The sequence below is a fragment of the Providencia sp. genome (assembly GCF_040396775.1).
Classification (GTDB): domain Bacteria; phylum Pseudomonadota; class Gammaproteobacteria; order Enterobacterales; family Enterobacteriaceae; genus Providencia.
The window spans coordinates 80563-103027 of sequence record NZ_JBEBNT010000007.1; the positions used below are offsets into that span (position 1 = coordinate 80563).

At 44.6% G+C, this 22465-nt stretch carries 18 protein-coding genes; 2 read left to right on the forward strand and 16 right to left on the reverse strand.

Going from position 1 to position 22465, the window contains the following annotated elements:
- Nucleotides 1-8: 8 nt before the first annotated feature.
- From menH to ABWP91_RS10050, 3 genes are all read right to left on the reverse strand, one after another.
- Nucleotides 9-773, reverse strand: coding sequence for a 2-succinyl-6-hydroxy-2,4-cyclohexadiene-1-carboxylate synthase (gene menH / locus ABWP91_RS10040; RefSeq protein ID WP_353243153.1), 765 nt, complete (start codon nucleotides 771-773; stop codon nucleotides 9-11).
- Complete coding sequence (gene menD, locus ABWP91_RS10045) at nucleotides 773-2446, reverse strand: 2-succinyl-5-enolpyruvyl-6-hydroxy-3-cyclohexene-1-carboxylic-acid synthase (protein WP_353243154.1); 1674 nt, start codon at nucleotides 2444-2446, stop codon at nucleotides 773-775. The genes menH and menD overlap by 1 nt, the downstream gene beginning before the upstream one ends.
- A 128-nt stretch (nucleotides 2447-2574) precedes the next feature.
- The gene (locus tag ABWP91_RS10050; protein ID WP_353243155.1) at nucleotides 2575-3900 is read right to left on the reverse strand and encodes an isochorismate synthase; all 1326 of its coding nucleotides are present in this window, start codon (nucleotides 3898-3900) and stop codon (nucleotides 2575-2577) included.
- A gap of 757 nt (nucleotides 3901-4657) precedes the next feature.
- On the opposite strand from ABWP91_RS10050, the gene ABWP91_RS10055 reads away from it, so the two are divergent.
- Nucleotides 4658-5866, forward strand: a complete 1209-nt coding sequence (locus ABWP91_RS10055) for an alpha-xenorhabdolysin family binary toxin subunit A (RefSeq protein ID WP_353243156.1) — start codon at nucleotides 4658-4660, stop codon at nucleotides 5864-5866.
- Nucleotides 5867-5877: 11 nt separating this feature from the next.
- A complete protein-coding gene (locus tag ABWP91_RS10060) occupies nucleotides 5878-6888 on the forward strand; it encodes an alpha-xenorhabdolysin family binary toxin subunit B (protein ID WP_353243157.1) in 1011 nt (336 codons plus the stop codon).
- A 54-nt stretch (nucleotides 6889-6942) separates the two neighbouring features.
- Here ABWP91_RS10060 and nuoN read toward each other — a convergent pair whose 3' ends face one another.
- From nuoN to ABWP91_RS10125, 13 genes are all read right to left on the reverse strand, one after another.
- Nucleotides 6943-8403: an NADH-quinone oxidoreductase subunit NuoN gene (nuoN, locus tag ABWP91_RS10065; protein ID WP_353243158.1), complete on the reverse strand. Its 1461-nt coding sequence runs from the start codon at nucleotides 8401-8403 to the stop codon at nucleotides 6943-6945.
- A gap of 6 nt (nucleotides 8404-8409) precedes the next feature.
- A complete protein-coding gene (gene nuoM, locus ABWP91_RS10070) occupies nucleotides 8410-9930 on the reverse strand; it encodes an NADH-quinone oxidoreductase subunit M (protein WP_353243159.1) in 1521 nt (506 codons plus the stop codon).
- Nucleotides 9931-9949: 19 nt separating this feature from the next.
- The gene (gene nuoL / locus ABWP91_RS10075; protein ID WP_353243160.1) at nucleotides 9950-11791 is read right to left on the reverse strand and encodes an NADH-quinone oxidoreductase subunit L; all 1842 of its coding nucleotides are present in this window, start codon (nucleotides 11789-11791) and stop codon (nucleotides 9950-9952) included.
- Nucleotides 11788-12090, reverse strand: a complete 303-nt coding sequence (nuoK, locus tag ABWP91_RS10080; RefSeq protein WP_004912233.1) for an NADH-quinone oxidoreductase subunit NuoK — start codon at nucleotides 12088-12090, stop codon at nucleotides 11788-11790. Before nuoK ends, nuoL begins: the two co-directional genes overlap by 4 nt.
- The gene (gene nuoJ, locus ABWP91_RS10085) at nucleotides 12087-12623 is read right to left on the reverse strand and encodes an NADH-quinone oxidoreductase subunit J (RefSeq protein ID WP_353243161.1); all 537 of its coding nucleotides are present in this window, start codon (nucleotides 12621-12623) and stop codon (nucleotides 12087-12089) included. The genes nuoK and nuoJ overlap by 4 nt, the downstream gene beginning before the upstream one ends.
- Nucleotides 12624-12635: 12 nt before the next feature.
- The gene (gene nuoI, locus ABWP91_RS10090; RefSeq protein ID WP_004259834.1) at nucleotides 12636-13178 is read right to left on the reverse strand and encodes an NADH-quinone oxidoreductase subunit NuoI; all 543 of its coding nucleotides are present in this window, start codon (nucleotides 13176-13178) and stop codon (nucleotides 12636-12638) included.
- 14 nt (nucleotides 13179-13192) lie between these two features.
- Nucleotides 13193-14170: an NADH-quinone oxidoreductase subunit NuoH gene (gene nuoH, locus ABWP91_RS10095; RefSeq protein WP_004912244.1), complete on the reverse strand. Its 978-nt coding sequence runs from the start codon at nucleotides 14168-14170 to the stop codon at nucleotides 13193-13195.
- A complete protein-coding gene (nuoG, locus tag ABWP91_RS10100) occupies nucleotides 14170-16902 on the reverse strand; it encodes an NADH-quinone oxidoreductase subunit NuoG (RefSeq protein ID WP_353243162.1) in 2733 nt (910 codons plus the stop codon). The genes nuoH and nuoG overlap by 1 nt, the downstream gene beginning before the upstream one ends.
- 89 nt (nucleotides 16903-16991) lie before the next feature.
- Nucleotides 16992-18350: an NADH-quinone oxidoreductase subunit NuoF gene (gene nuoF, locus ABWP91_RS10105; protein WP_206082348.1), complete on the reverse strand. Its 1359-nt coding sequence runs from the start codon at nucleotides 18348-18350 to the stop codon at nucleotides 16992-16994.
- A complete protein-coding gene (gene nuoE, locus ABWP91_RS10110) occupies nucleotides 18347-18895 on the reverse strand; it encodes an NADH-quinone oxidoreductase subunit NuoE (protein ID WP_004912250.1) in 549 nt (182 codons plus the stop codon). Before nuoE ends, nuoF begins: the two co-directional genes overlap by 4 nt.
- A 2-nt stretch (nucleotides 18896-18897) precedes the next feature.
- On the reverse strand, nucleotides 18898-20700 hold the full coding sequence (gene nuoC / locus ABWP91_RS10115) for an NADH-quinone oxidoreductase subunit C/D (protein ID WP_374447138.1): 1803 nt from the start codon (nucleotides 20698-20700) through the stop codon (nucleotides 18898-18900).
- Nucleotides 20701-20774: 74 nt separating this feature from the next.
- Entirely contained in the window at nucleotides 20775-21449 is a 675-nt protein-coding gene (locus ABWP91_RS10120; RefSeq protein WP_004912254.1) for a NuoB/complex I 20 kDa subunit family protein, read from the reverse strand.
- Nucleotides 21450-21467: 18 nt separating this feature from the next.
- Nucleotides 21468-21911 carry an NADH-quinone oxidoreductase subunit A gene (locus ABWP91_RS10125; RefSeq protein ID WP_206082351.1) on the reverse strand — a complete coding sequence of 148 codons (444 nt, stop codon included), beginning with the start codon at nucleotides 21909-21911 and terminating at the stop codon, nucleotides 21468-21470.
- Nucleotides 21912-22465 lie beyond the last annotated feature (554 nt).

Below are 22465 nucleotides of genomic sequence, written 5' to 3' on the forward strand. Positions count from 1 at the left end.
AAATTCCTTTAACCACAGTGTGATAAAAAATGGTGAAGTGCAGTTGCATAGCCCGTAGGGTTTTCCCGATGAGCATTATGCCCCGCATTTTCAATCAGCGTTAATGGCAATGTGTATTGTTGCGAAACGCTTCGAAACTTTTGATCTCGCTCGCCACAAAAATAGTGGTATGGGCAAGTCAGTTGGTGCAAATTTGGCACTAAAAATGGTTGCTGAGATAACGATGTGCTCTCTAGCATGTCCGCAATAGCTTGCGGATTATTTTCTTGGCGCAATTCAATCAGTTTATCTCGCTGAGCAGCCGATAAATCTGCAAAAACAGCTTGTTGGTACCAATCACTCAATACCTTGTGCATGGACTCTGTACGAAAACGCTGTGCCCATGCGTTGTCATTTTTTTTACGCTCACACCTTGCCTGCAGGTCTTCCAACCCAACATTTCCACCTTCAATAACCAACCCTAATAGCCCTTTTGGCTGGTAAAAGCAGGCAAAATACATGGCAAGGCGAGCGCCTAATGAATAACCTATCAAGTAATATTCATTTATTTGATAGTGCTGCAAAAGCGCATTCAATTGTTCATTAAAGTGTTCGAAACCTTGGCACGTTTCCTCTTGTGAACCACCATGTCCAGGTAAATTAATCGCTAATGATCGGTAATCATTACACTGCCCAATCACAGAAAGCCAATCATCTGCACTGCCCAACAACCCATGAAGCCAAACGAGACAAGGACCTGATTTTTCTGGATTATATAGTTTTGCTGCTAACATTAGAGCTCCGCAGCAACGCTAAGTAACTGTTTTAATGTGCGGGCCCCTTCATCACCCTCAACGACCAGTTCAATAACAAGCGTACCATGTTGATTGTGCCAAAATTGCTGGACTGTATTTTTTAAACCATCCCAGTCTGTCGGGGCACTGTATTGCAACCCAAACATTTTCGCAGCGGGTTCAAAGCTGACATTCTGCGGCATGCAATAATAATTTTGCCTTGCATCATCAGGGGTTGGCAGCATAGAGAATATTTGCCCACCATTATTGTTTACGATAATCAAAATGGTCGGTGCTGAAGGTTCTCGCAATAAAGCAAGGCTATTTAAGTCGTACAACGCAGAAATATCACCTACAATCCCCAAAGTCGGTCTCGCTGTTGCACGCTGCACCCCTGCCAATGTAGAAATTAATCCGTCAATACCACTTGCTCCGCGGTTGCTATAGACGGGATAACTAACCGGTAACTGTGAGAATGAATCAATCAAACGTACGATTAAGCTATTACCAACAAATAATTGTCCTCGAGGGGGAAGTAGCTCTGGAAGTTGATGTGCAACTGCGGCTTCAGAAAATTGACCTGATAGGTATTTTTCAACACAATTTTGTGTTTTTTCAGCAAGTTCTAATAATGACTCACACCACAGGCTACGGGGTTGTGCAGAGTGATTTTCAAGCCAGCCTTTAATTGAGCAAGTCAGCTTGCGCCCCATGTGGTTCGCGGAGTCTAGGCGTTGTGGTATCGGGTCCACAATCCAGTATTCTTTTGGTTGGCAATGAGCTTGCCATTGCAGTAACCGTTTACCCGTAATACTTGAGCCAAATTGCACTACTAATTCAGCATCTTGCAATATGGCTTGAGCACTTGGGTTTTGCAGCCATAAATCACTGCATGGATACGGTTGCCCTGTTTGCGATAACACATCACCTAATATTGGCCAACCCAGCTCTTGAGCCCACGCAGCAACGAGTTCTCCCTCTGTCGCACTCATGCGCCCAGCGATAACAACACCCTTTTTCTGGCGCCAAAAATACCAATCTGCCACGAGCGCAACCGTGTGGGTTAGCGGCTCACTTAACCATGGATGATTCGAATTCCACCAATCACCTAATGTTTGCTGCCATTCGTACTCCCCTTCGCTTTCACCGTAAAGTGGCTCCGCAAATGGACAATTAATATGGAAAGCGCCATGATGAAGTTGGTTCATACCGTTATCAACCGCGCTCACCAGCCATTTGGCTGAAATATCTCGCGTTGGGCGAGGTAACATTAAGGACTGAGTTGGGTGCGAAGCAAAAATATGCGTTTGGCGGATAGCTTGATTTGCACCACAGTCAATCAGCTCAGGGGGACGATCCGCCGTCAAAAAAACAACTTGTTCACCCGTTAACCCAGCTTCTATCAATGACGGATACAAATTGGCCACCGCAGTACCCGAGGTAACAATGACACCAACAGGTTCGCCACTTGCCTTAGCAAGCCCGAGAGCAAGATGCCCTAAACCACGTTCATCAAAATGCGTATGGCAATGCAATTTAACATTGTTACTCGCGGCTAACGTTAAAGGCGTCGAACGGGAACCCGGCGCAATGCAGATATGTTTCATACCATGACGGCTAAGTGCTTCAATAATCACTTCAGCCCAACGGATATTAAATGCAGAATTCGACATAATATGCTCAGCAAATTATTAATTATCAATCAGTTTAGACTGATAGAAAAATTTTTCTTGATCTCAGAACAATTTTTGATGAACTAGTTGAAAATAAACAAAAAATAACCATATTTATAATGTGGTTGTTAGTTATTTCCAAACAGCGATTTCAACCCTGCTGCTTTATTTTCAATCTCTTCCCACTCTTGTTCAGGGTCAGAGCCGCTCACAATACCAGCACCTGAATACAATGAAACTTGCGCGCCATTGATTTGTGCGCAGCGTAAAGAAACAGCGAACTCACTTTTATTCAAACTAATAAATCCGCCAGTCCCAGCATACCAGCCTCGATAAAAAGGCTCATTTTCTGCCAGAAATTGCCGTGCCACCTTTCTGGGTAAACCACACACTGCCGCAGTAGGCTGAAGGCGCTGCAAACAATCACGGTCTGACGGGGAAATTAACGTTGCCACAATAGAACGATATAAATGTTGAATCTTTCTTAAACGAATAACTTTTGCAGAGGAAACATCAATCCCAGTAACAGCTCCCTGCAATTGCTGGCAAATATCATCCACCACCACTAAATTTTCATGTTGGTTTTTTTTGTCTTCCATCAACCACTTAGCATATTCCGCAGCGATATTATCATCAGGATCATTTGCCACTGTACCTGCAAGGGCTTCCGAATTAAGCTGCGTTCCTTGCCTTAAATATAAACGTTCAGGTGTTGAGGAGATAAAGCCAGAGTGCTTATCAAACGCCATCATAAAATGGTAACAGTGATGATTAACCTGCTGGCTTGCCGATAAAAATTCTGCGACTGAAATCGTATTCGATAATGTTAACTGAGTCTCGCGCGCCATCACCACTTTTTCCATCTTACCCGCTTTCATATCGCTAATAGCGCAATTTAATAAACGGCACCATTCGTCATGGCTAGGAATATGTTTTTGCTCAGTAATCGAGGCGAGAAGCGTTAAAGAAGCATCCGATGTTGATGTCAGTTTCAAGAGAAAAGCAATTGCATTTTGTATATCCTCTTGCCCATCAACATTCAAGCTAATACTGATAGTTGAACGCAGCCGATGAATTTCTAAACGCGGTAGAAAACAATATGTTGCTTGCTGCTTTTCTTCATCCGTAAGTCCATCTCCCACCGCATTCCAACCATTTAGCCCCCATAGGCGCACGTCAGGTGTCTGTGGGTATTGGGATAAGAAATATTCAGCATCTTCAATAGAATAAAAGGATTTAACGCGCCCCAGTGCACTACACTCTTCTGCACCGGTGCGTTGATACCAATAAAATTGCGGGTAACAGGCCTGTGAAGATAGCCATGCTAAGCCTGGAAAAGCTGTTTGCTCGTCAAATTGCCAAACAAGTCGTGTGTATTCTTTGTTTCCCAGTGCCAATGTAGACAAATGTTCCAGAATTTCAGCTATTACTTTATCAATTTTTTTATTTATCACTTTAGATCCCTACAACCACAGCACATCGATTAACATCAAAGATTATATAGCGCAATGAAATGCATTAATACATTGATCAATCATTGTCTCTACAGCTATTCTCCCGCAAGTACTATTTCTGCTGATTCACAACAACCACTAAGGCTGGAATGTGACGTTCTTCTTGCGTCTAGTATAGTTTATTCTATCAATTATATAATGACATATTCATTTAATTAATTGATATTTTGTGGCTTTATCACTGTTCTGGGTTTTTAGTTGCCAATTTATTGACCAATCAACAGTTTTGCATCATCAATATCAACAGTTAAACGGATAGCAACGATTAATAAGTACGAGATACACTCTTCTTCCTATTTTTCATTATGAAACATATTTTTAATACTAATTGAATGCAAGTACTGCGATGCTCGACCTTATGGATAAGATCCCTTTAGGTTATTAACCTTCATGACATACCGCTAAGTATTCTAAAAATTGGCATTTCTATTAATTAAACCAATTTTATAAATATGAACTTTTGCTATTTTGATACACACATTGAGTTATTTTTTAGCGATGATTTTCATTTTTTAGTATCAACCCCTTCCTTCAGTTTCGAGTAGGTTACTCAATATAAAGCGTCCACTTTATACTTTACTGATGACCAATTTCCAGTGAATAGAAGTAATCTCGAAACCTACTATACATACGCATCCAAATAATGAATCAAGTTAAGACTTCATTACTCATTAACTTAATAAAGTTGGAATTCATAATGCATACTAAAGAAAGTTACGACCGAATTATTGAAAAAGAAAATATAGGAAATGCAACATTAGCATTGTTAACTAATCAAGATGCCCTATCTGCGCGTTCAGCAGGTATATTCACCTTAGATGATTTGGTCAACATTCATAAACATGTTCGTTTCGCGCTTTCACTCCCCTTACGAGAAATAGATATTTTAAAATGGTTTGGTATTAATGAATCAACAGAGCTTCCTATTAGCCCTGACGATTTAACGAGTGCGATCATGGATATTAGAACCCATGCAAACAGTTGGGATCATGTAGAACAACAAGTTAAAGAACAATCGGTTAATCTATCTCTAACCAGCCGAAATATTATGCAAACAGGCAACCAGATCATTGAGTACATTAACCACATGCCGATTTTGCAAAAAATATCCGATAGTCTAGATGATTTAACCGAAAATGATTTAGATAAAATTACCTATCAAAATGATGACCAACAAATTGCCACTGAGCTTGTTAGCATTTTAAATTTAATTAAGAGTGATATAAAACAGCAATCTATAAAAACAATAAAAATCAAAAACACAGTATCAGACTTTAGAGCTTATATTACAGGTGGATACCTTTCAAACTTTGAACATGTTGAATCCTTACTATTTAATATAAAAGGCCTTTATCAACAACTCGAACCCGTCAATCGCGATAGCTCAGAATCATATTTAAAAGAAATGATAGAGTTAAAAAAACAGGATATTGTACAACTAGAGCAAGAATACTCCCACTTTGTCAAATTATGTTTTACGGGATTAACAGGGGGAATTATTGGTTTAGTCATCACCAGCAGTATCTTTGGGCCTAAAGCAGATGCAATAAGAGCAAAAAAAAATGAGTTATTAAAAGAAATCGCCGAACTAAACACCAAGATTAATAATGAAAAGCTAATTCAAAAAACCATTTTCGATATCCAACTTAACTTGCATAAAATTGAAAGTTTGTTTAAAGATGCTCGATTAGCAATTGACCACCTTGACTATATGTGGCTGGTTATTTTGACTGAAATAAAGCAATCCATAGATATTTTCCAACGAATAAACAATGCAGACAAACTCATTCGATTTATTGCCCAGTTCAAACGAATTATTCTGTCTTGGAGTTCAATTCAAGACTACTCAGTTCATTTAATTAAATTATTTGATGAACTACAAATAAATAACACATCATCTCAATAAAAGGCATTAATATGCATGACAACCTTGATTTACCCATGTTACCCCCTATTGATATTTATCAATTAAGATGCATTTCAAATAATATTGTCTCATTCAATAAAAACGTTATGAATTATGACTATATTATTTATGGACGAGTTCAAAAAATCGCAATAAAAACGGAACGGTTAAATGAGCTAATCCGAAATTCAATTCCAATATTACGTATAAAACTGAATTACATAATGAGCAATGAATTAAACGAATCAAAGGTTATAAATTCCAGCAATGATGATTATTCAGATATAAAGAATCAATTTCTAACATCAAGTTTTATTGATGATTTAAGGGATGCAAAATCAGAACTCGAAAAATTAATTTCAAAAATTCGCTACACCAATGAATCATTACTGGTATTTCATCTCAATGAACCCAATAAATTAAAACTCTCCCAATTCATGAGTCAAAAAGAAGTTCTTTTGACTTCTAAACATAGCATGCAAGCCAAAATAAATGATTTATACAAAAACCACTCTATTATTACTGCTGCTGAGGATATTGTATTACGTTCAAAACTAACCGATTTTTTTGATAAATATTTTCAAGGGAAAGAGTTAATTGAGTCTTTAGACATCACCCCAAATAAAAAAGATATTTTAAAATCAGCGATTAGTTATATTCGAAACCTGCTAACGATGGTAGATGACGGTCTTGAGTTTACGAAATTAGTCGATGTCAGGTTGTATTTAAGTGACCAAATCATTGAACACAAAGAAGAATTGAATACCATTGACACCAATATTTTTAGGCTTTCACAACTGATGTCATTATCTAACGAGATTACGGCTATTGATAATCATAAACAAACCATTATTCATCAAGTTGGATTACTCAAAAATTACTGGGAGTCATGGTGTCAATACATTAGCGAAAAGATGTCCGAGCAAACGCTTAACTTGGTACAAATCAATACAGCAAGCCAAATGCTGATGACCTATTTAAATGATGTGGAATACCAATACCAACGCCAATTGCCCGATTAAAAAAAAACCGGTTACTTTGCAGTAACCGGCTTCATATTACTTAGGCTGTTTTCATTAACCAACGATTGCAACAGCTAATGCCGAAATATCAATAAGCGGTTGTGGCCAAACACCGAAGACAATAGCTGCAATTGCACAGATAGCCGCAAAAACCGTACCCAATGTTGCTTTTTCAGGGCCAGTATAACGCTCAGCATGTTCTGCATCACGGCTGTACAGGCTTGCCATAAAGCGCAGGTAATAGTACAAACCAATCGCACTACCTACCACGACAGCACCTGTTAACCACCACAGTTCTGCATTTACAGCGGAAACAATCACATAGAATTTACCAATAAACCCTAATGTAATTGGAATACCCGCTAAGGATAACAGCGCAACCGTCATCACTGTAGCCAGTACTGGCTTGTGCCAGAACAACCCACGGAATGCACTGAAATCGTCTTGGTCATCACCACGGTAAGGGCTAGAAACGATGCTGATCACACCAAATGCCCCCAAACTTGCCAACAAGTAACCGACTAAGTAAATGGCAATCGTCACTTGTGAAGCAACAGGGTCAATACGCAGGGCAACAAGTGCCACTAACAGATACCCCATATGGGAGATAGAGGAGTAACCCAGTAAACGTTTTGCACTTTTCTGCGTAATCGCCAGTAAGTTACCAAACAGAATAGAGGCAATCGCAATCACTGAAATAACAATGGCGAGTGTATTGCTGCTGGTAATCGGCGCTTCCATAAAGATGCGTACTAATACAGCGAAGATAGCAATTTTACTGCCCGTTGCTAAGAACGCAGAAACGGGTGCTGGTGCGCCTTGGTATACGTCTGGTGTCCACAGTTGGAATGGAAACAGAGACAGTTTGAAACCAAAGCCGACAATTAACATACCAAAGCCAATCATCACTAATGGTGCATGGATTTGGTTGTCCGACAGGCTTTGGCCTACTGACGCAAAACTTAAGCTACCTGATTCTGCATACAACAATGCGATGCCAAATAACAGGAACGAAGACGCTGCTGCGGATAACAGCATGTATTTGATCCCGGCTTCTAAGGTACGGCTGCGCTCGAAGGTATACGCCACTAAACCAAACAGTGGTAATGAAATCAGTTCGATACCGATAAACATTGACGCCATGTGGTTCGACATGGATAACAGCACACCTCCTGCAACGGCAATCGCCACTAACAGATGGAATTCGTCTCTGTTGTCACCAAAGCCTTCCAGCCAATGGTAAGCAAAGATGCTGGTACCAATACCTGCTATCAGGACAAGTGCACTGTAGAACAGCGCAAAGCCATCAACACGGATAAGCGAAGTCACATCCATTAAGTAGCCATCGGCTACCCAAATCAGTGAAAGCAACGCAATGATAAAACCCGATACTGTCAGCGCGGCACTAGTCAGGTGATCGCGTCGCCACGCAATGGACAGCATCACAACCACCGCCGTCAATCCGACGATCATCAGTGGTAGTATTGCGATCAGTTCTTGAGGAGTTATTGTCATGGCGAATTACAGCCCTAATGTTGTTAGTGAAGCAGAATACAGGTTATGCAATGTTTCCATTGAACCAACTGATGTATCTAAAATTGGTTGTGGATAGAAACCGATAATAACCAGTAAAGCAGCCAGAGCCAGTAGCACACCGAATTCACGCGCCGTTAACCCTTTCATTTCTTTTTCTGATTTTGGTGTGCCGTAATAAGTCTGTTGCATCATCCACAGTGAGTAGATAGAGGCAAACACCACACCAAATACCATAATGCAGGTCACTAATGTGAATTGGCTGAAGCTACCGAATAGGATCATGAATTCGCCAATGAAGTTACCTGTACCTGGCATACCTAATGTTGCCGCAGCAAAGAACAGGGACATTCCTGGTAACCATTTAATGCGTTTCCACAACCCACCCATCATGCGCATATCACGCGTTTGCGTACGCTCGTACAGTTGACCACTGATGATAATCAGCGCTGCACCAGACAGACCGTTGGTGATCATTTGGATCACAGCACCTTGGTACGCTAACACTGAGCTTGCATAAATCGCCACGGTCACAAACCCCATATGGGATAAGCTACTGTAAGCCGCCAGACGTTTAATATCCGTTTGTTTGAACGCTAACCATGCACCGTAGAAGATACTGATCACACCCAGTGTCATTGCCACTGGCGTGAACTGGATAGACGCTTCTGGGAACAGCGGTAACGTGAAACGTAGCAGGCCATAAGCCGCGGTTTTTAGCATGATACCGGAGATGTCCACCGAACCTGCGGTTGGCGATTGCTCTTGGGTATCTGCCATCCAACCATGGAATGGTACTAGTGGCATTTTAACAGCGAAGGCAATAAAGAAGCCTAACATCAACATGAATGCGACACCGCTAGACATTTGCGTGCCTAATAGCTGGTCGTAATCAAATGTTAAGGTACCGGTTGAGTTGAAGTGTGCCAGTGCCAATCCAATGATGGACACTAACATAATCAAACCGCTTGCCTGCGTATAGATAAAGAACTTGGTCGCCGCGTTAACGTGTTGTCTGTTTTCTGAGCCTTTGTGTCCCCAATTTGCAATCAGGAAGTACATTGGGATCAGCATCATCTCCCAGAAGAAGAAGAACAAGAACAGGTCAACAGCGGTGAAAATCCCCATCACCCCAGTGATAATCCACAGGAGGTTAAAGTGATAAGCACCTTGGTTCTTTTGGTTTTCACTCCATGAGCTCAGAATCGAGAACGCACCCATGATAGAGGTCAGAACGACCATCAACAGTGATAAACCGTCAATCGCTAAATGAATGTTAATTCCCAGTGCAGGGATCCACGGCATTAAAAACTCAGATTGCCACAGTGGAATGCCTTGTGGATTAGCCAGAGAGTAACTCCCTTGTAACCACAGTTGCACGGAAAGAATAAGTGTTAATCCCATCGTCGCCAGCGCAATCCAACGTGGAGCGCGGTGACTGAACCGGTCAGCCTGCCAGCTCAGCAGGCCACCGATGAAGGGAATAAGTATTAGCCAAGGTAGTAGCATGGCGCAATGTGTCCCTTAATTAAACCAAAAGCAGCAGAGCAAAAATCAGCACTGCACCCAGCCCCAATGAGGCAACATACCAACGGATCTGGCCGTTTTGACTCACAGAAAGTCCTTTGTTCGCTAAGCTTGATAAGCGCGCAGGAATATTCATTAGTGAGTTAATCGGATCGCTTTCCAGTAGCCATGCAATACCTTTAAACGGTTTCACAAAGACGACGTCATACAGCCAGTCGAATCCCCATGCTTGGTACCACCAAGCACTGAAGAAGCGGCCAACCGCGGTTTTCGCGATAGCATCAACAATGGAACGTCTAAACAGATAGAGGAATGCAGCAATCAACAGACCTGCGATTGCAAATCCGCCAGAAATCGCTTCAAGTAAAACTTTACCGTCTTCACTTCCTGCGGCTTCCGCTGGGAACACCCCTTCTAATGGTTGGTGGATTAATGCACCAACAAACGTTGCAAGGATAGCCAGAATGCCAAGTGGCAATGTGTGAGTGATGCCTTTAACCTTGTGCGCTTTGATTTTTGCTTCACCGTGGAACACGATGAAAATCATACGGAAGGTATAAATTGCGGTCATTAATGCACCGAGGATACCTGCCCACAACAACACAGTTTGTCCATCAAGCTGCGCGCCCCACAAAATTGCATCTTTACTGTAGAAACCTGCGGTAAACAGTGGCAATGCTGCCAGTGCGCTTCCGCCGATTAACATCACAGCGTAAATGAATGGGATTTGCTTACGCAGCCCACCCATTTTGAAGATGTTTTGTTCGTGATGGCAAGCGAGGATCACCGAACCTGCTGACAGGAACAACAACGCTTTAAAGAAGGCGTGAGTCATCAGGTGGAAAATCGCCGCGTCCCAAGCTTGAACACCCAGCGCCAAAAACATATAACCAATTTGGCTCATGGTGGAGTAAGCGAGGACACGTTTGATATCCGTTTGCACAACAGCAGCAAAACCTGCCAGTACTAATGTTACCGCACCGACGACGCCAACTAAGTGTAATACTTCAGGCGCTAACAGGAACAGGACATGGGTACGTGCGATTAAATAAACACCCGCGGTTACCATGGTTGCGGCGTGGATCAGTGCAGAAACGGGTGTTGGACCCGCCATCGCGTCGGCTAACCATGTTTGTAATGGTAGCTGAGCAGATTTACCGACTGCACCACCTAATAACATCAAGGTCGCCCAGTTGATTGCGCTTGAACCTTCAGCAAATTTCTGAGGTGCTAACACCGCCATTTCGCTGAAATTCAGTGTGCCTAGTTCATTCCACAGAATAAACATACCGATAGCAAGGAATACGTCACCGATGCGTGTTACAAAGAACGCTTTCATCGCGGCTTTGCCGTTGTCTGGATTGGTGTAATAGAAACCAATCAGCAAGTAACTGCACAGCCCTACCCCTTCCCAACCGAGATACATCAGCATCATGTTATCAGCCAGGACTAAAACCACCATGCTCGCGATAAACAGGTTGGTGTAAGCGAAGAAACGTGAGTAACCTTCCTCGCCACGCATATACCAAGAAGCATATACGTGAATAAGGAAGCCCACACCCGTTACCACACCTAACATAGTCAGTGACAGACCATCTAACATCAGGGTGAATGGGATATTAAAGGTCCCGACAGACATCCAAGTCCAAAGTGGCTGAACAAACACGCCAGCGTCGGGTTGAGCTAAAAATTCGTTACCAGCATAGAATGCGACGAGGGCAGCTAAGCCGACCGACCCCGCACCAATAATGGCCGAAACGTTTTCTGACCAGCGTCCACGGGAGAAGGCTAACAACACCGACCCCAGTAAAGGCAACAGAATAGTTAAATAGAGTAGGTTCATCCGCGCATCTCACTGACTTTATCAATATTCAGGTTCTGACGATGACGATGGAGTTGCAGTAACAACGCCAATCCAATACTCGCCTCCGCTGCAGCCAGCGCGATTGCCAAGATATACATAATCTGGCCGTCTGGTTGCCCCCAAAAACTCCCTGCGACGACAAATGCCAGTGCAGTTGAGTTAATCATGATTTCCAGTCCGATCAACATGAAAAGCAAGTTGCGGCGGATAACAAGGCAGCTAAGCCCCATCACAAATAGAATTGCCGCTAAAATCAGACCATGTTCTAGAGGTATCATTTTTGCTCCTCCGCGATGCTAACAAGATCAGCACCGTTTTCTTTACGGTCACGTCCAACGTGGAATGCGACGACGATACCTGCCAATAACAGCAATGAAGCAAGTTCCACAGCCAGAACATATGGCCCGAACAAGCTGATACCGACTTCTTTCGCCCCAATCACTGTGCCATCAATGCCTTTTTCATAAGATAAAGACGTGATGCCGTAAACTAGGATAGCCAGTAACACGGCGGATAATGCCGCAGGGCCAATCCAGTTTTTCGGTGTTAACCAAGCGCGCTCTTGTTCTTGCACAGAGCGGCCTAGGTTCAGCATCATGACGACGAACACGAACAAGACCATGATGGCGCCTGCATAAACGATGATTTCTAACGCACCCGCGAAATACGCGCCGAGTGAGAAGAACACCATTGACAGTGCCAGCAGAGAAACAACCAGATACAACAGTGCATGCACCGGGTTGGTATTAGTTATCACCCTCAAAGTTGCAAGTATTGCAACCAGACCGGCGATATAAAATGTAAATTCCATGAATATCGCTCCTTATGGCAACAGGTCTTTGACGTTAATCGGTTTCGCTTCGTTATCCGCTTCACCTTTGTCTTTACCTGCAATCGCCATACCCGATTTACGGTAAAAGTTATAATCAGGATATTTACCCGGACCTGAAATCAACAGGTCATTTTTCTCGTAAACCAGATCCTGACGTCGCCAATCGGCCATTTCAAAGTCAGGTGTTAATTGGATTGCCGTGGTTGGGCAAGCCTCTTCACACAGACCACAGAAAATACAGCGCGAGAAGTTAACGCGGAAAAATTCCGGGTACCAGCGTCCATCTTCGTGCTCAGCTTTTTGCAATGAGATACAACCCACTGGGCAAGCAACCGCACATAAGTTACACGCAACACAACGCTCTTCACCGTCTGGATCGCGCGTTAGCACGATACGACCACGGTAACGGGGTGGCAGATAAACCGGCTCTTCTGGATACATTTGCGTTTCGCGTTTATCGAACGCATGTAGGCCGACCATCCAAATACTACGTACTTGGGTGGCGAAACCGACCAATAACTCTTTCAATGTCATGGTTCAATCACCCCTTACTGAGCGTTGTATAAAATCACTGCTGCAGTACCCAGCAGATTAAGCAGCGTCAATGGCAGGCAGATTTTCCAGCCAAAAGACATCACTTGGTCATAACGTGGACGCGGTAAAGAGGCACGGATCAAGATGAACATCATCATGAAGAAGCCAGTTTTGATAGCAAACCACAAGAATGACGGCAGGAACGGGCCATGCCAGCCACCGAAGAACAGCGTCACAATCAGGGCGGAAACCGTTACGATACCAATGTACTCACCGACGAAGAATAAACCGAACTTCATCCCTGAGTATTCAACGTGGTAACCATCCGCAATCTCTTGTTCTGCTTCTGGTTGGTCAAACGGGTGACGGTGACATACCGCAACGCCCGCAATCGCAAAGGTCACAAAACCAAAGAATTGAGGAATAATGTTCCACATGCCTTCTTGGGAGTTCACAATATCAATCAGGTTGAATGAACCTGCTTGTGCGACTACGCCCATTAAAGATAAGCCTAAGAACACTTCGTAACTGACGGTTTGTGCTGAAGCACGCATCGCCCCTAATAATGAATATTTGTTGTTACTTGACCAACCTGCGAACAGCACTGCATACACCGCCAGACCCGCCATCATCAGGAAGAATAAAATTCCGATGTTCAAGTCTGCGACGTGCCAAGTCGGGCTGACAGGCACGATGGCGAATGCAAGGAACAATGAACAAAATGCGATAACTGGCGCAAGCGTAAAGATTTTCTTGTCCGCAAACTGCGGGATCCAGTCTTCTTTAAACAGCATTTTGAACATGTCAGCGATTAACTGGCCCATCCCAAATGGGCCAACGCGGTTTGGACCATAACGATTCTGGAATAGACCGAGAATACGGCGCTCTCCCAGACTCATGTATGCTCCACAAGTCACAACAACCAATAAAATGACGACAGATTTGAGGATGGAAATTAACACTTCCATCACTTCAGGAGAAATCCAATCCATCATGCTCCCCTCCGCAGATTATTGACTGACACGCCAGCCATTGAAGGTGCGATACCCGGCATCCCTAATGGTAAGCCAATTTGACCTGCTGACAGGTTATTACTGAGACGTACAGTCAAGTTGAACCCTTGGCCTGCATGGCTAAATTCAGCTTTTGTCCCTGCAGCCAAGCCAAGTGCCGCAGCATCTTGCGTGTTCAGCATGATATAGGGCTCAGGCATGCGCTGTTGAATAACCTCTGAACGCTGTGACATTTCATCACTGCCGAACAGATGGTAATACGGCGCCACCACCCACTGAGCGTCCGCTGCTTGGTAAGCTGCTGGAATATCAGTGAAGTAACCCAGGTTACTTTCCGTTGAATTGAACAAACGCACACCCGGGTCACCAAATAATAAATGGCCACCGACTTCCGCTTGGAATTTATTCCACGCTTGAGGTGAGTTCCAACCCGGTGCCCAAGCAAATGGAATTTGCTGGCGTGGTGCGGTTGGGCTGTTGTTCCCTTCCATTGAGAAAGCAAATGGAGAGTCAATATCTTGCGGTTGGCGTGGTTCATGCACAGATTGGTTCGCCAGCATTGCTGTACGGCCACTGTAACGATGTGGTTCACGCGCTAATTTTTGTCCGCGGATACGGAATGATGCTTTCGGTGCTGAATCCACAATACCAGCAAATTGCGGTAATGCAGCCACACAGTCAGCGATCACATGGTCAAGTTGCGACCAATCTGCATCACGTTCTTGCGCTTCTGTTTGCAGCGAGTGCATCCAGCGCCAGCTTTCGTTCATCACGATAGCCTTGTCGTAATACGTAGGGTCGAAGACTTGGAAGAAACGTTGTGCGCGACCTTCTTGGTTAATCAACGTACCGTCTGCTTCAGCGAAACTCGCCGCTGGCAGAATAAGCGTTGCTTTATCCATGATGTCAGTTTGCTGGTGATCAGCAACAATCAGGTGGCTCAATTTCGCTAATGCGCTATTGACGGCGTCCACACTGCTGTGACGGTAAAGGTCATTTTCGATAACGATAGCCACATCCGCTTCGTTCGCTTCAATGCGAGCTAATGCGCTGTCTAATGGCTGTGCGTTCATCATCGCTAAACCGAAGCTATTCGCGTGAGAAGCTAAGTAAGATAAGCCTACTTGTGCGCCTTTCGCTTTCAGTGCAAATGCCACATTCGCTGCGGCTTGGATCATTGCATCGCTCGCGCTGTGGCTACCGCTGATAATCAGTGGTTTTTTCGCACTTGAAAGGGCTTGTGCGATAGTTTCCACTTTCGCTTTCAGGTCCGCAGGTAAGTCGTTAACCGCAGGCGCTTCACCGTTAATCACATTGGCGATAGCAAAACCGAAACGCGCTTGGTCAGCAACCGGTGCACGGTAATTGAAAGCGGCAACATCATCTAAGCGAGTATCATCAACGTTGGTGATAAACAGCGGGTATTTCGCGTGCTGACCAATGTTCATGATGGCCGCGATTTGCCAGTCAGCGACTTTCTGAGCTGCGGCCATTTCACGTGCTTTACCCTTCACCGCTTGGCGAACAGACAGTGCCATACGCGCACCCGTCTGAGTTAAATCTTCACCCAGAACCAGTACCGCATCGTAGCCTTCAACTTCACGCAGTGTTGGCGTATAGATACCGCCATTTTGCAGGATGTTTTGCATCAGCGCTAAGCGGCTTTGCTCACCCGTAGAGATACCTGAGTAGAAGTTTTCCGCGCCCACTAATGCACGTAATGCGTAGTTGCTTTCAATGCTTGCACGAGGCGAGCCAATACCAATCACTTTTTTCGCTTGATTGATAATTTGCGCACCGCTTTGCATAGCTTCAATTGCAGAGATAACCTGTTTAACGCCACCTTTGTTCAAGACAGCCTGACGTGGACGGTCTTTACGGTTAACGTAGCCGTAACCAAAGCGACCGCGGTCACACAGGAAATAGTGATTTACTGAGCCGTTATAACGGTTTTCGATACGGCGAATTTCACCATAACGTTCACCCGGGCTGGTATTACAACCGATACTGCACTGTTGGCAGATTCCCGGTGCAAATTGCATATCCCATTTACGGTTATAGCGCTCAGCGTGGGTCTTGTCGGTAAATACCCCTGTCGGGCAGACTTCGACTAAGTTACCAGAAAATTCACTTTCCAGCGTGCCGTCTTCTGTACGACCGAAGTACACATAGTTATGTGCGCCATATACACCCAAGTCCGTACCATCTGCGTAATCTTTATAGTAACGAACACAGCGATAACACGCGATACAACGGTTCATTTCATGACTGATGAAAGGCCCCAGATCTTGGTTAATGTGTGTGCGTTTCGTAAAACGATATTTACGCATGTTATGGCCGGTCATCACCGTCATATCTTGCAGGTGGCAGTTACCGCCCTCTTCACAGACTGGACAGTCGTGTGGGTGGTTGGTCATCAGCCATTCCACAACACTTTCACGGAATTGCTTGGCTTCTTCATCATCGATAGAGATGAACGTGCCTTCCGTTGCCGGTGTCATACAAGACATTACTAGGCGACCGCGGGTGTCATCCGCGTTCTGATACTGCTTAACCGCACACTGGCGGCAAGCGCCAACGCTTCCCAGCGCCGGATGCCAGCAAAAATAAGGAATATCTAGCCCGAGAGAAAGACAGGCTTGTAACAGGTTTTCAGACCCGTTAACGTCATATTCTTTGCCGTCTACATATATTGTAGCCATAGTCAGCATGCTTCCCAAAGGCCCGCATAAAGCAGGCGTTAATCAAAAATACGTTCTTCGTGAAAAACCTCGTTCGCGGTTGCTCAATCGCGAAACGATTACCAGCGCTGCTTCAGCAGGTTTGGCTGGATACCTGCAATCTGCACTAAATTGCGCAGATCTTTTTGCGAGATACCCGCTTCGAATTCATCACGGAAATATTTGATGGCACTTTGCAGCGGTTCGACTGCACCCGGTGCGTGAGCACAGAAGGTTTTACCCGGACCTAAGAAACGGCAAAGTTGCTCTAATGTTTCGATGTCGCCCGGTTGGCCTTCGCCTTTTTCCAGTGCTTGCAAAATTTTCACGCTCCACGGCAATCCATCACGACATGGCGTACACCAACCGCAAGATTCACGCGCAAAGAAGGTTTCTAAGTTACGCACTAACGAAACCATGTTGATTTCATGATCAACCGCCATCGCCAACGCAGTACCTAAACGGCTGCCTGCTTTAGCAATATTTTCGAAATCCATCGGTAAGTCGAGGTGGTCATTGGTCAGGAAATCTGTTCCTGCCCCACCCGGCTGCCATGCTTTTAATTTCAAGCCATCGCGCATCCCACCCGCGTAGTCCTCAAGGACTTCACGCGCCGTGGTACCAAACGGTAATTCCCACAGACCTGGGTTTTTCACACGGCCTGAGAAGCCCATCAGTTTTGTGCCGGCATCTTTACTCTTACCTGCGCTTAAATCGATATACCACTGGTCACCGTGCTCTAAAATTGCAGGCACGTTACAGATAGTTTCGACGTTATTTACACAAGTTGGTTTGCCCCAAGCACCTGATGTTGCAGGGAATGGTGGTTTAGAACGTGGGTTTGCACGACGACCTTCTAAGGAGTTAATCAACGCAGTTTCTTCACCGCAGATATAACGCCCAGCACCGGTATGCACAAACAGTTCGAAATCGAATCCAGAACCGAGGATATTTTTGCCTAACAGACCTGCTGCTTTGGCTTCTTCAATGGCGCGGCGCAGGTTTTGCGCTGCTTCAACGTATTCACCACGCAGGAAGATATAACCACGATAGGCTTTCAGTGCATAAGCCCCTGTGATCATCCCCTCAACTAACAGGTGAGGCAGTTGTTCCATCAATAGACGGTCTTTATAGGTACCCGGTTCCATTTCATCCGCATTACATAAGAAGTAACGCAGTTTCATGTTTTCGTCTTTCGGCATCAGGCTCCATTTCAGACCTGTTGAGAAGCCCGCACCACCACGCCCTTTCAGGCCAGCGTCTTTGACGAGATTCACAACTTCATCGGGTGCCATGCCTTTGAGCGCACGCTCAAGACCTTTGTATCCGTTTTTACTGCGATACTCATCTAACCAAACAGGCTGATTGTCATCACGCAAACGCCATGTTAGAGGATGAGTTTCGGCAGTACGGATCACTGGATTAACAGAATTTGTCATGGATACTGCTCCAGTAATTTTTGAATATTTTCAGGCTGTACGTAGCTGTGAGTGTCTTCATCGATCATCATCGTTGGACCCTTGTCACAGTTACCTAAGCAACAGGTTGGCAGCAAGGTAAAGCGGCCATCAGCTGTTGTTTGACCCGGGCGAATATTCAGCTGTTTAATAATTTCAGCTTCTAAGCCCTGATAACCTGTAATATGGCAAACAACACTGTCGCAATAGCGAATAATGTGGCGACCTACTGGTTGACGGAAAATTTGGCTATAGAATGTGGCCACACCTTCAACGTCACTGGCTGGAATGCCTAAGACATCAGCAATCGCATGGATAGCTCCGTCTTCAACCCAACCGCGGTTTTTTTGCACAATTTTCAGTGCTTCAATTGAGGCAGCACGCGCATCTTCGTAATGGTGCTTTTCACCTTCAATCTCTTCACGTTCTTTCTCAGTTAAGACAAAGCCATGATTGACTTGCGGTTCAAACACATTCACGACATTGAGCTCGTTGTGCTTCTCATTTTCGTTATGTTCATTATGCATGGTTAGCGATCCACATCCGACATTACAAAATCGATACTACCCAGATAGACGATTAAGTCTGAAACTAAACTACCTCTGATCACCGAAGGAATTTGCTGTAAGTGCTCATAACTCGGGGTACGAATACGTGTGCGGTAGCTCATGGTGCTGCCATCACTGGTCAGGTAGTAGCTGTTAATACCCTTCGTGGCTTCAACCATCTGGAATGATTCATTCGCAGGCATCACAGGGCCCCAAGACACTTGCAAGAAGTGGTTGATCAGGGTTTCAATGTGCTGCAACGTACGCTCTTTTGGTGGCGGTGTCGTCAGTGGATGGTCGGCTTTGAATGGGCCTTCTGGCATATTCTTGTAGCATTGCTCAAGAATACGGATACTCTGGCGCATCTCTTCCACTTTGATCATCACACGGTCATAACAGTCACCGTTGTGCGCGATTGGAATATCGAACTCAAAGTTTTCGTAGCCTGAATATGGACGCCATTTACGCACGTCAAAATCAACGCCTGTTGCACGTAAACCTGCACCCGTTACACCCCATGCCAGTGCCTCTTCTTTGTTGTACATTGCTGTACCAATCGAACGGCCCTTCAAGATGGAGTTTTTCAGTGCTGACGTGACATAGGATTCTAAACGTTTTGGCAGCCAGTCAAGTAACTCACGCAGCAGCTTTTCCCAACCGCGTGGTAAATCGTGCGCAACACCGCCGATACGGAACCAAGCTGGGTGCATACGGAAGCCTGTAATAGCTTCAATCACGTTGTACACTTTTTGACGGTCAGTAAACGCAAAGAATACCGGTGTCATTGCACCGACGTCTTGGATGTAAGTACTGATGTACAGCAAGTGGCTGTTAATACGGAATAACTCAGACAGCATGACACGAATGGTTTTCACACGGTCAGGCACTTCGATGCCAGCCAGTTTTTCAACGGCTAACACGTAAGGCATTTCATTCACGCAACCACCGAGATACTCGATACGGTCAGTGTATGGAATGTAGCTGTGCCATGACTGGCGTTCACCCATTTTCTCAGCACCACGGTGGTGGTAACCGATATCAGGCACACAGTCGATAATTTCTTCACCATCAAGTTGCAATACGATACGAAACGCACCGTGTGATGATGGGTGGTTTGGCCCTAAGTTCAGGAACATGAAATCTTCGTTTTCATTTCCACGTGCCATGCCCCACTCTTCTGGTTTGAAAGTTAATGCTTCCATTTCCAGATCTTGTTTCTGTTTTGTCAGAACAAAGGGGTCGAACTCAGTTGCACGCGCAGGGTAATCCTTACGCAGTGGGTGACCTTCCCAGTTTGGCGACATCAGCAAGCGGCGCAGATTTGGGTGACCTTGGAAGGTGATCCCAAACATATCCCACACTTCACGCTCATGCCAGCTGGCATTTGGGAACAGTGAAACCACAGAAGGCACATTCAAGTCTTTCTCATTCAGAGCGACTTTTAACATGATATCGCGGTTACGGTCGATGGAGATGATGTGGTAGAAAACACTAAAGTCTGCTTCAGGCAGACCTTGACGGTGAATTCGTTGACGTTCATCTACCCCGTGTAAGTCAAATAACATGACATACGGTTTCGGTAATTTCTTAAGAAAATCGACTACTTCCAGTAATTGTTCACGACGAACCCATATCACTGGCATGCCAGTGCGAGTTGCTTGAACAGAAAAGGCATCCGGCCCAAATTGATTGCGCAGTTCCAGAAGCACAGGGTCATTTAAATGATCCTGTGTCTGCCATCCTGGCTGGTTACTACTCGCTTGCGCTATCTGATCTGTCATCATTCTTCACCATAACGCTTGATCAGGTTTATTATTTCGCAACAACATTGCTCTGTTACGCTGTATGGCTTTAAGCCTTAAATTTCGTCTGGTGTACGCAGGTTTGTCACTGCGATACGTTCACCGTGCTTTCTTTCTCTTTCTGATTGCATGTTGGCACGGTAAACCCCTTGGTCTCCAACGACCCAAGAGAGCGGACGACGCTCTTTACCGATAGATTCTTGCAACAGAAGCAGAGCCTGCATGTAGGCTTCTGGACGCGGTGGACAACCCGGGATATACACATCCACAGGGATAAACTTATCGACGCCTTGTACAACAGAATAAATGTCATACATGCCACCAGAGTTGGCACATGAACCCATGGAGATAACCCATTTCGGTTCGAGCATTTGGTCATACAGACGTTGAATAACAGGTGCCATTTTTGTGAAACAGGTTCCTGCTACAACCATGAAGTCGGCTTGACGAGGTGAAGCACGAAGTACTTCCGCACCAAAGCGGGCTACGTCATGAACAGCCGTGAACGAAGTCACCATTTCTACATAGCAACATGAAAGACCAAAGTTATATGGCCATAGAGAGTTTTTGCGCCCCCAGTTAACCACATCGTGAAGTGCATGAGAAAGTTTCCCCATGTATACACTGTTTTCAACTTGCTGCTCCAGAGGATCGGTAACGATTTCCTGAGTTTGCAGTGGGTAACGGTCGTTCTCACCGTTCGGATCTATGCGGGTGAGCGTATAATCCATTGTATAATGCCTCGCTTTTTACTGCGGATGACGATTGCTGATTTTAATAACTTCACTAGGATGCTTCACTTTTCCGCGGGAACGGACTGGAGTCCAATCCAATGCTCCTACGCGAACCAGATAAAACAATCCCGCCAACAATACCAGAATAAAGATCGCGGCTTCGATGAAACCTACCCAACCGGCTTCGCGGATGGCAACTGACCATGCAAATAAGAACATGGCTTCAACATCGAAGATAACGAAGAACATGGCGACTAAGTAGAACTTAGCTGACATACGAAGACGTGCACTACCGACCGAATCAAGACCTGACTCGTAAGGAACATGTTTTGTTCTGGCTTTGGCGCGGCTACCCAAGAAGTGACCAGCGACCAACATGAAAGCACAAAGACCGATAGTGCCGATAAGGAATATCGCAAACGCCCAGTTATGGGCTAACGCTAGGATTGATGTAGACATACTCGTTGCTTACTCATTACTTATGGTGCGTAAACTGCTCTTTTTTACAACACGGCAGTATTGCACCACAATTGCCCAGTTAATCGAGAAGAAAGACCAAAAATCATCACCAAACATAAATCAGCCTGATGACTGCGTTTGGTTTGTCCTCTCTCATTACAATTTACTTTACCCAAATTAGGTAAAATAACCCGTATTTATTACAAAAACTTCACACTCAAAAAACATTCGAACAACAAAAAGTACTCATGATCTGCTAAAACGTGTCAGTGTAATGAAACATAAGTAAACACTCAAACTAGTTTAACTGATTATTCGTTTTTACTACACCATTATCGCAGGAAAAACCTGTCTTAACAGATGAAAAATTGCGCTTTTTATTTGATCTAACGCACAGATTTATTGAAAAAGTACTCAATTTGTTTACATGGCATTCAATTTTACTTTAAGAACATGTAACGCTTTTTTATTCAACAGTTGTACTAACTCGCTGACAATCCAGTGCTATTTTATCAATTCAGCAAAAAAAGATTGTTAATAACGTAACAAATCGT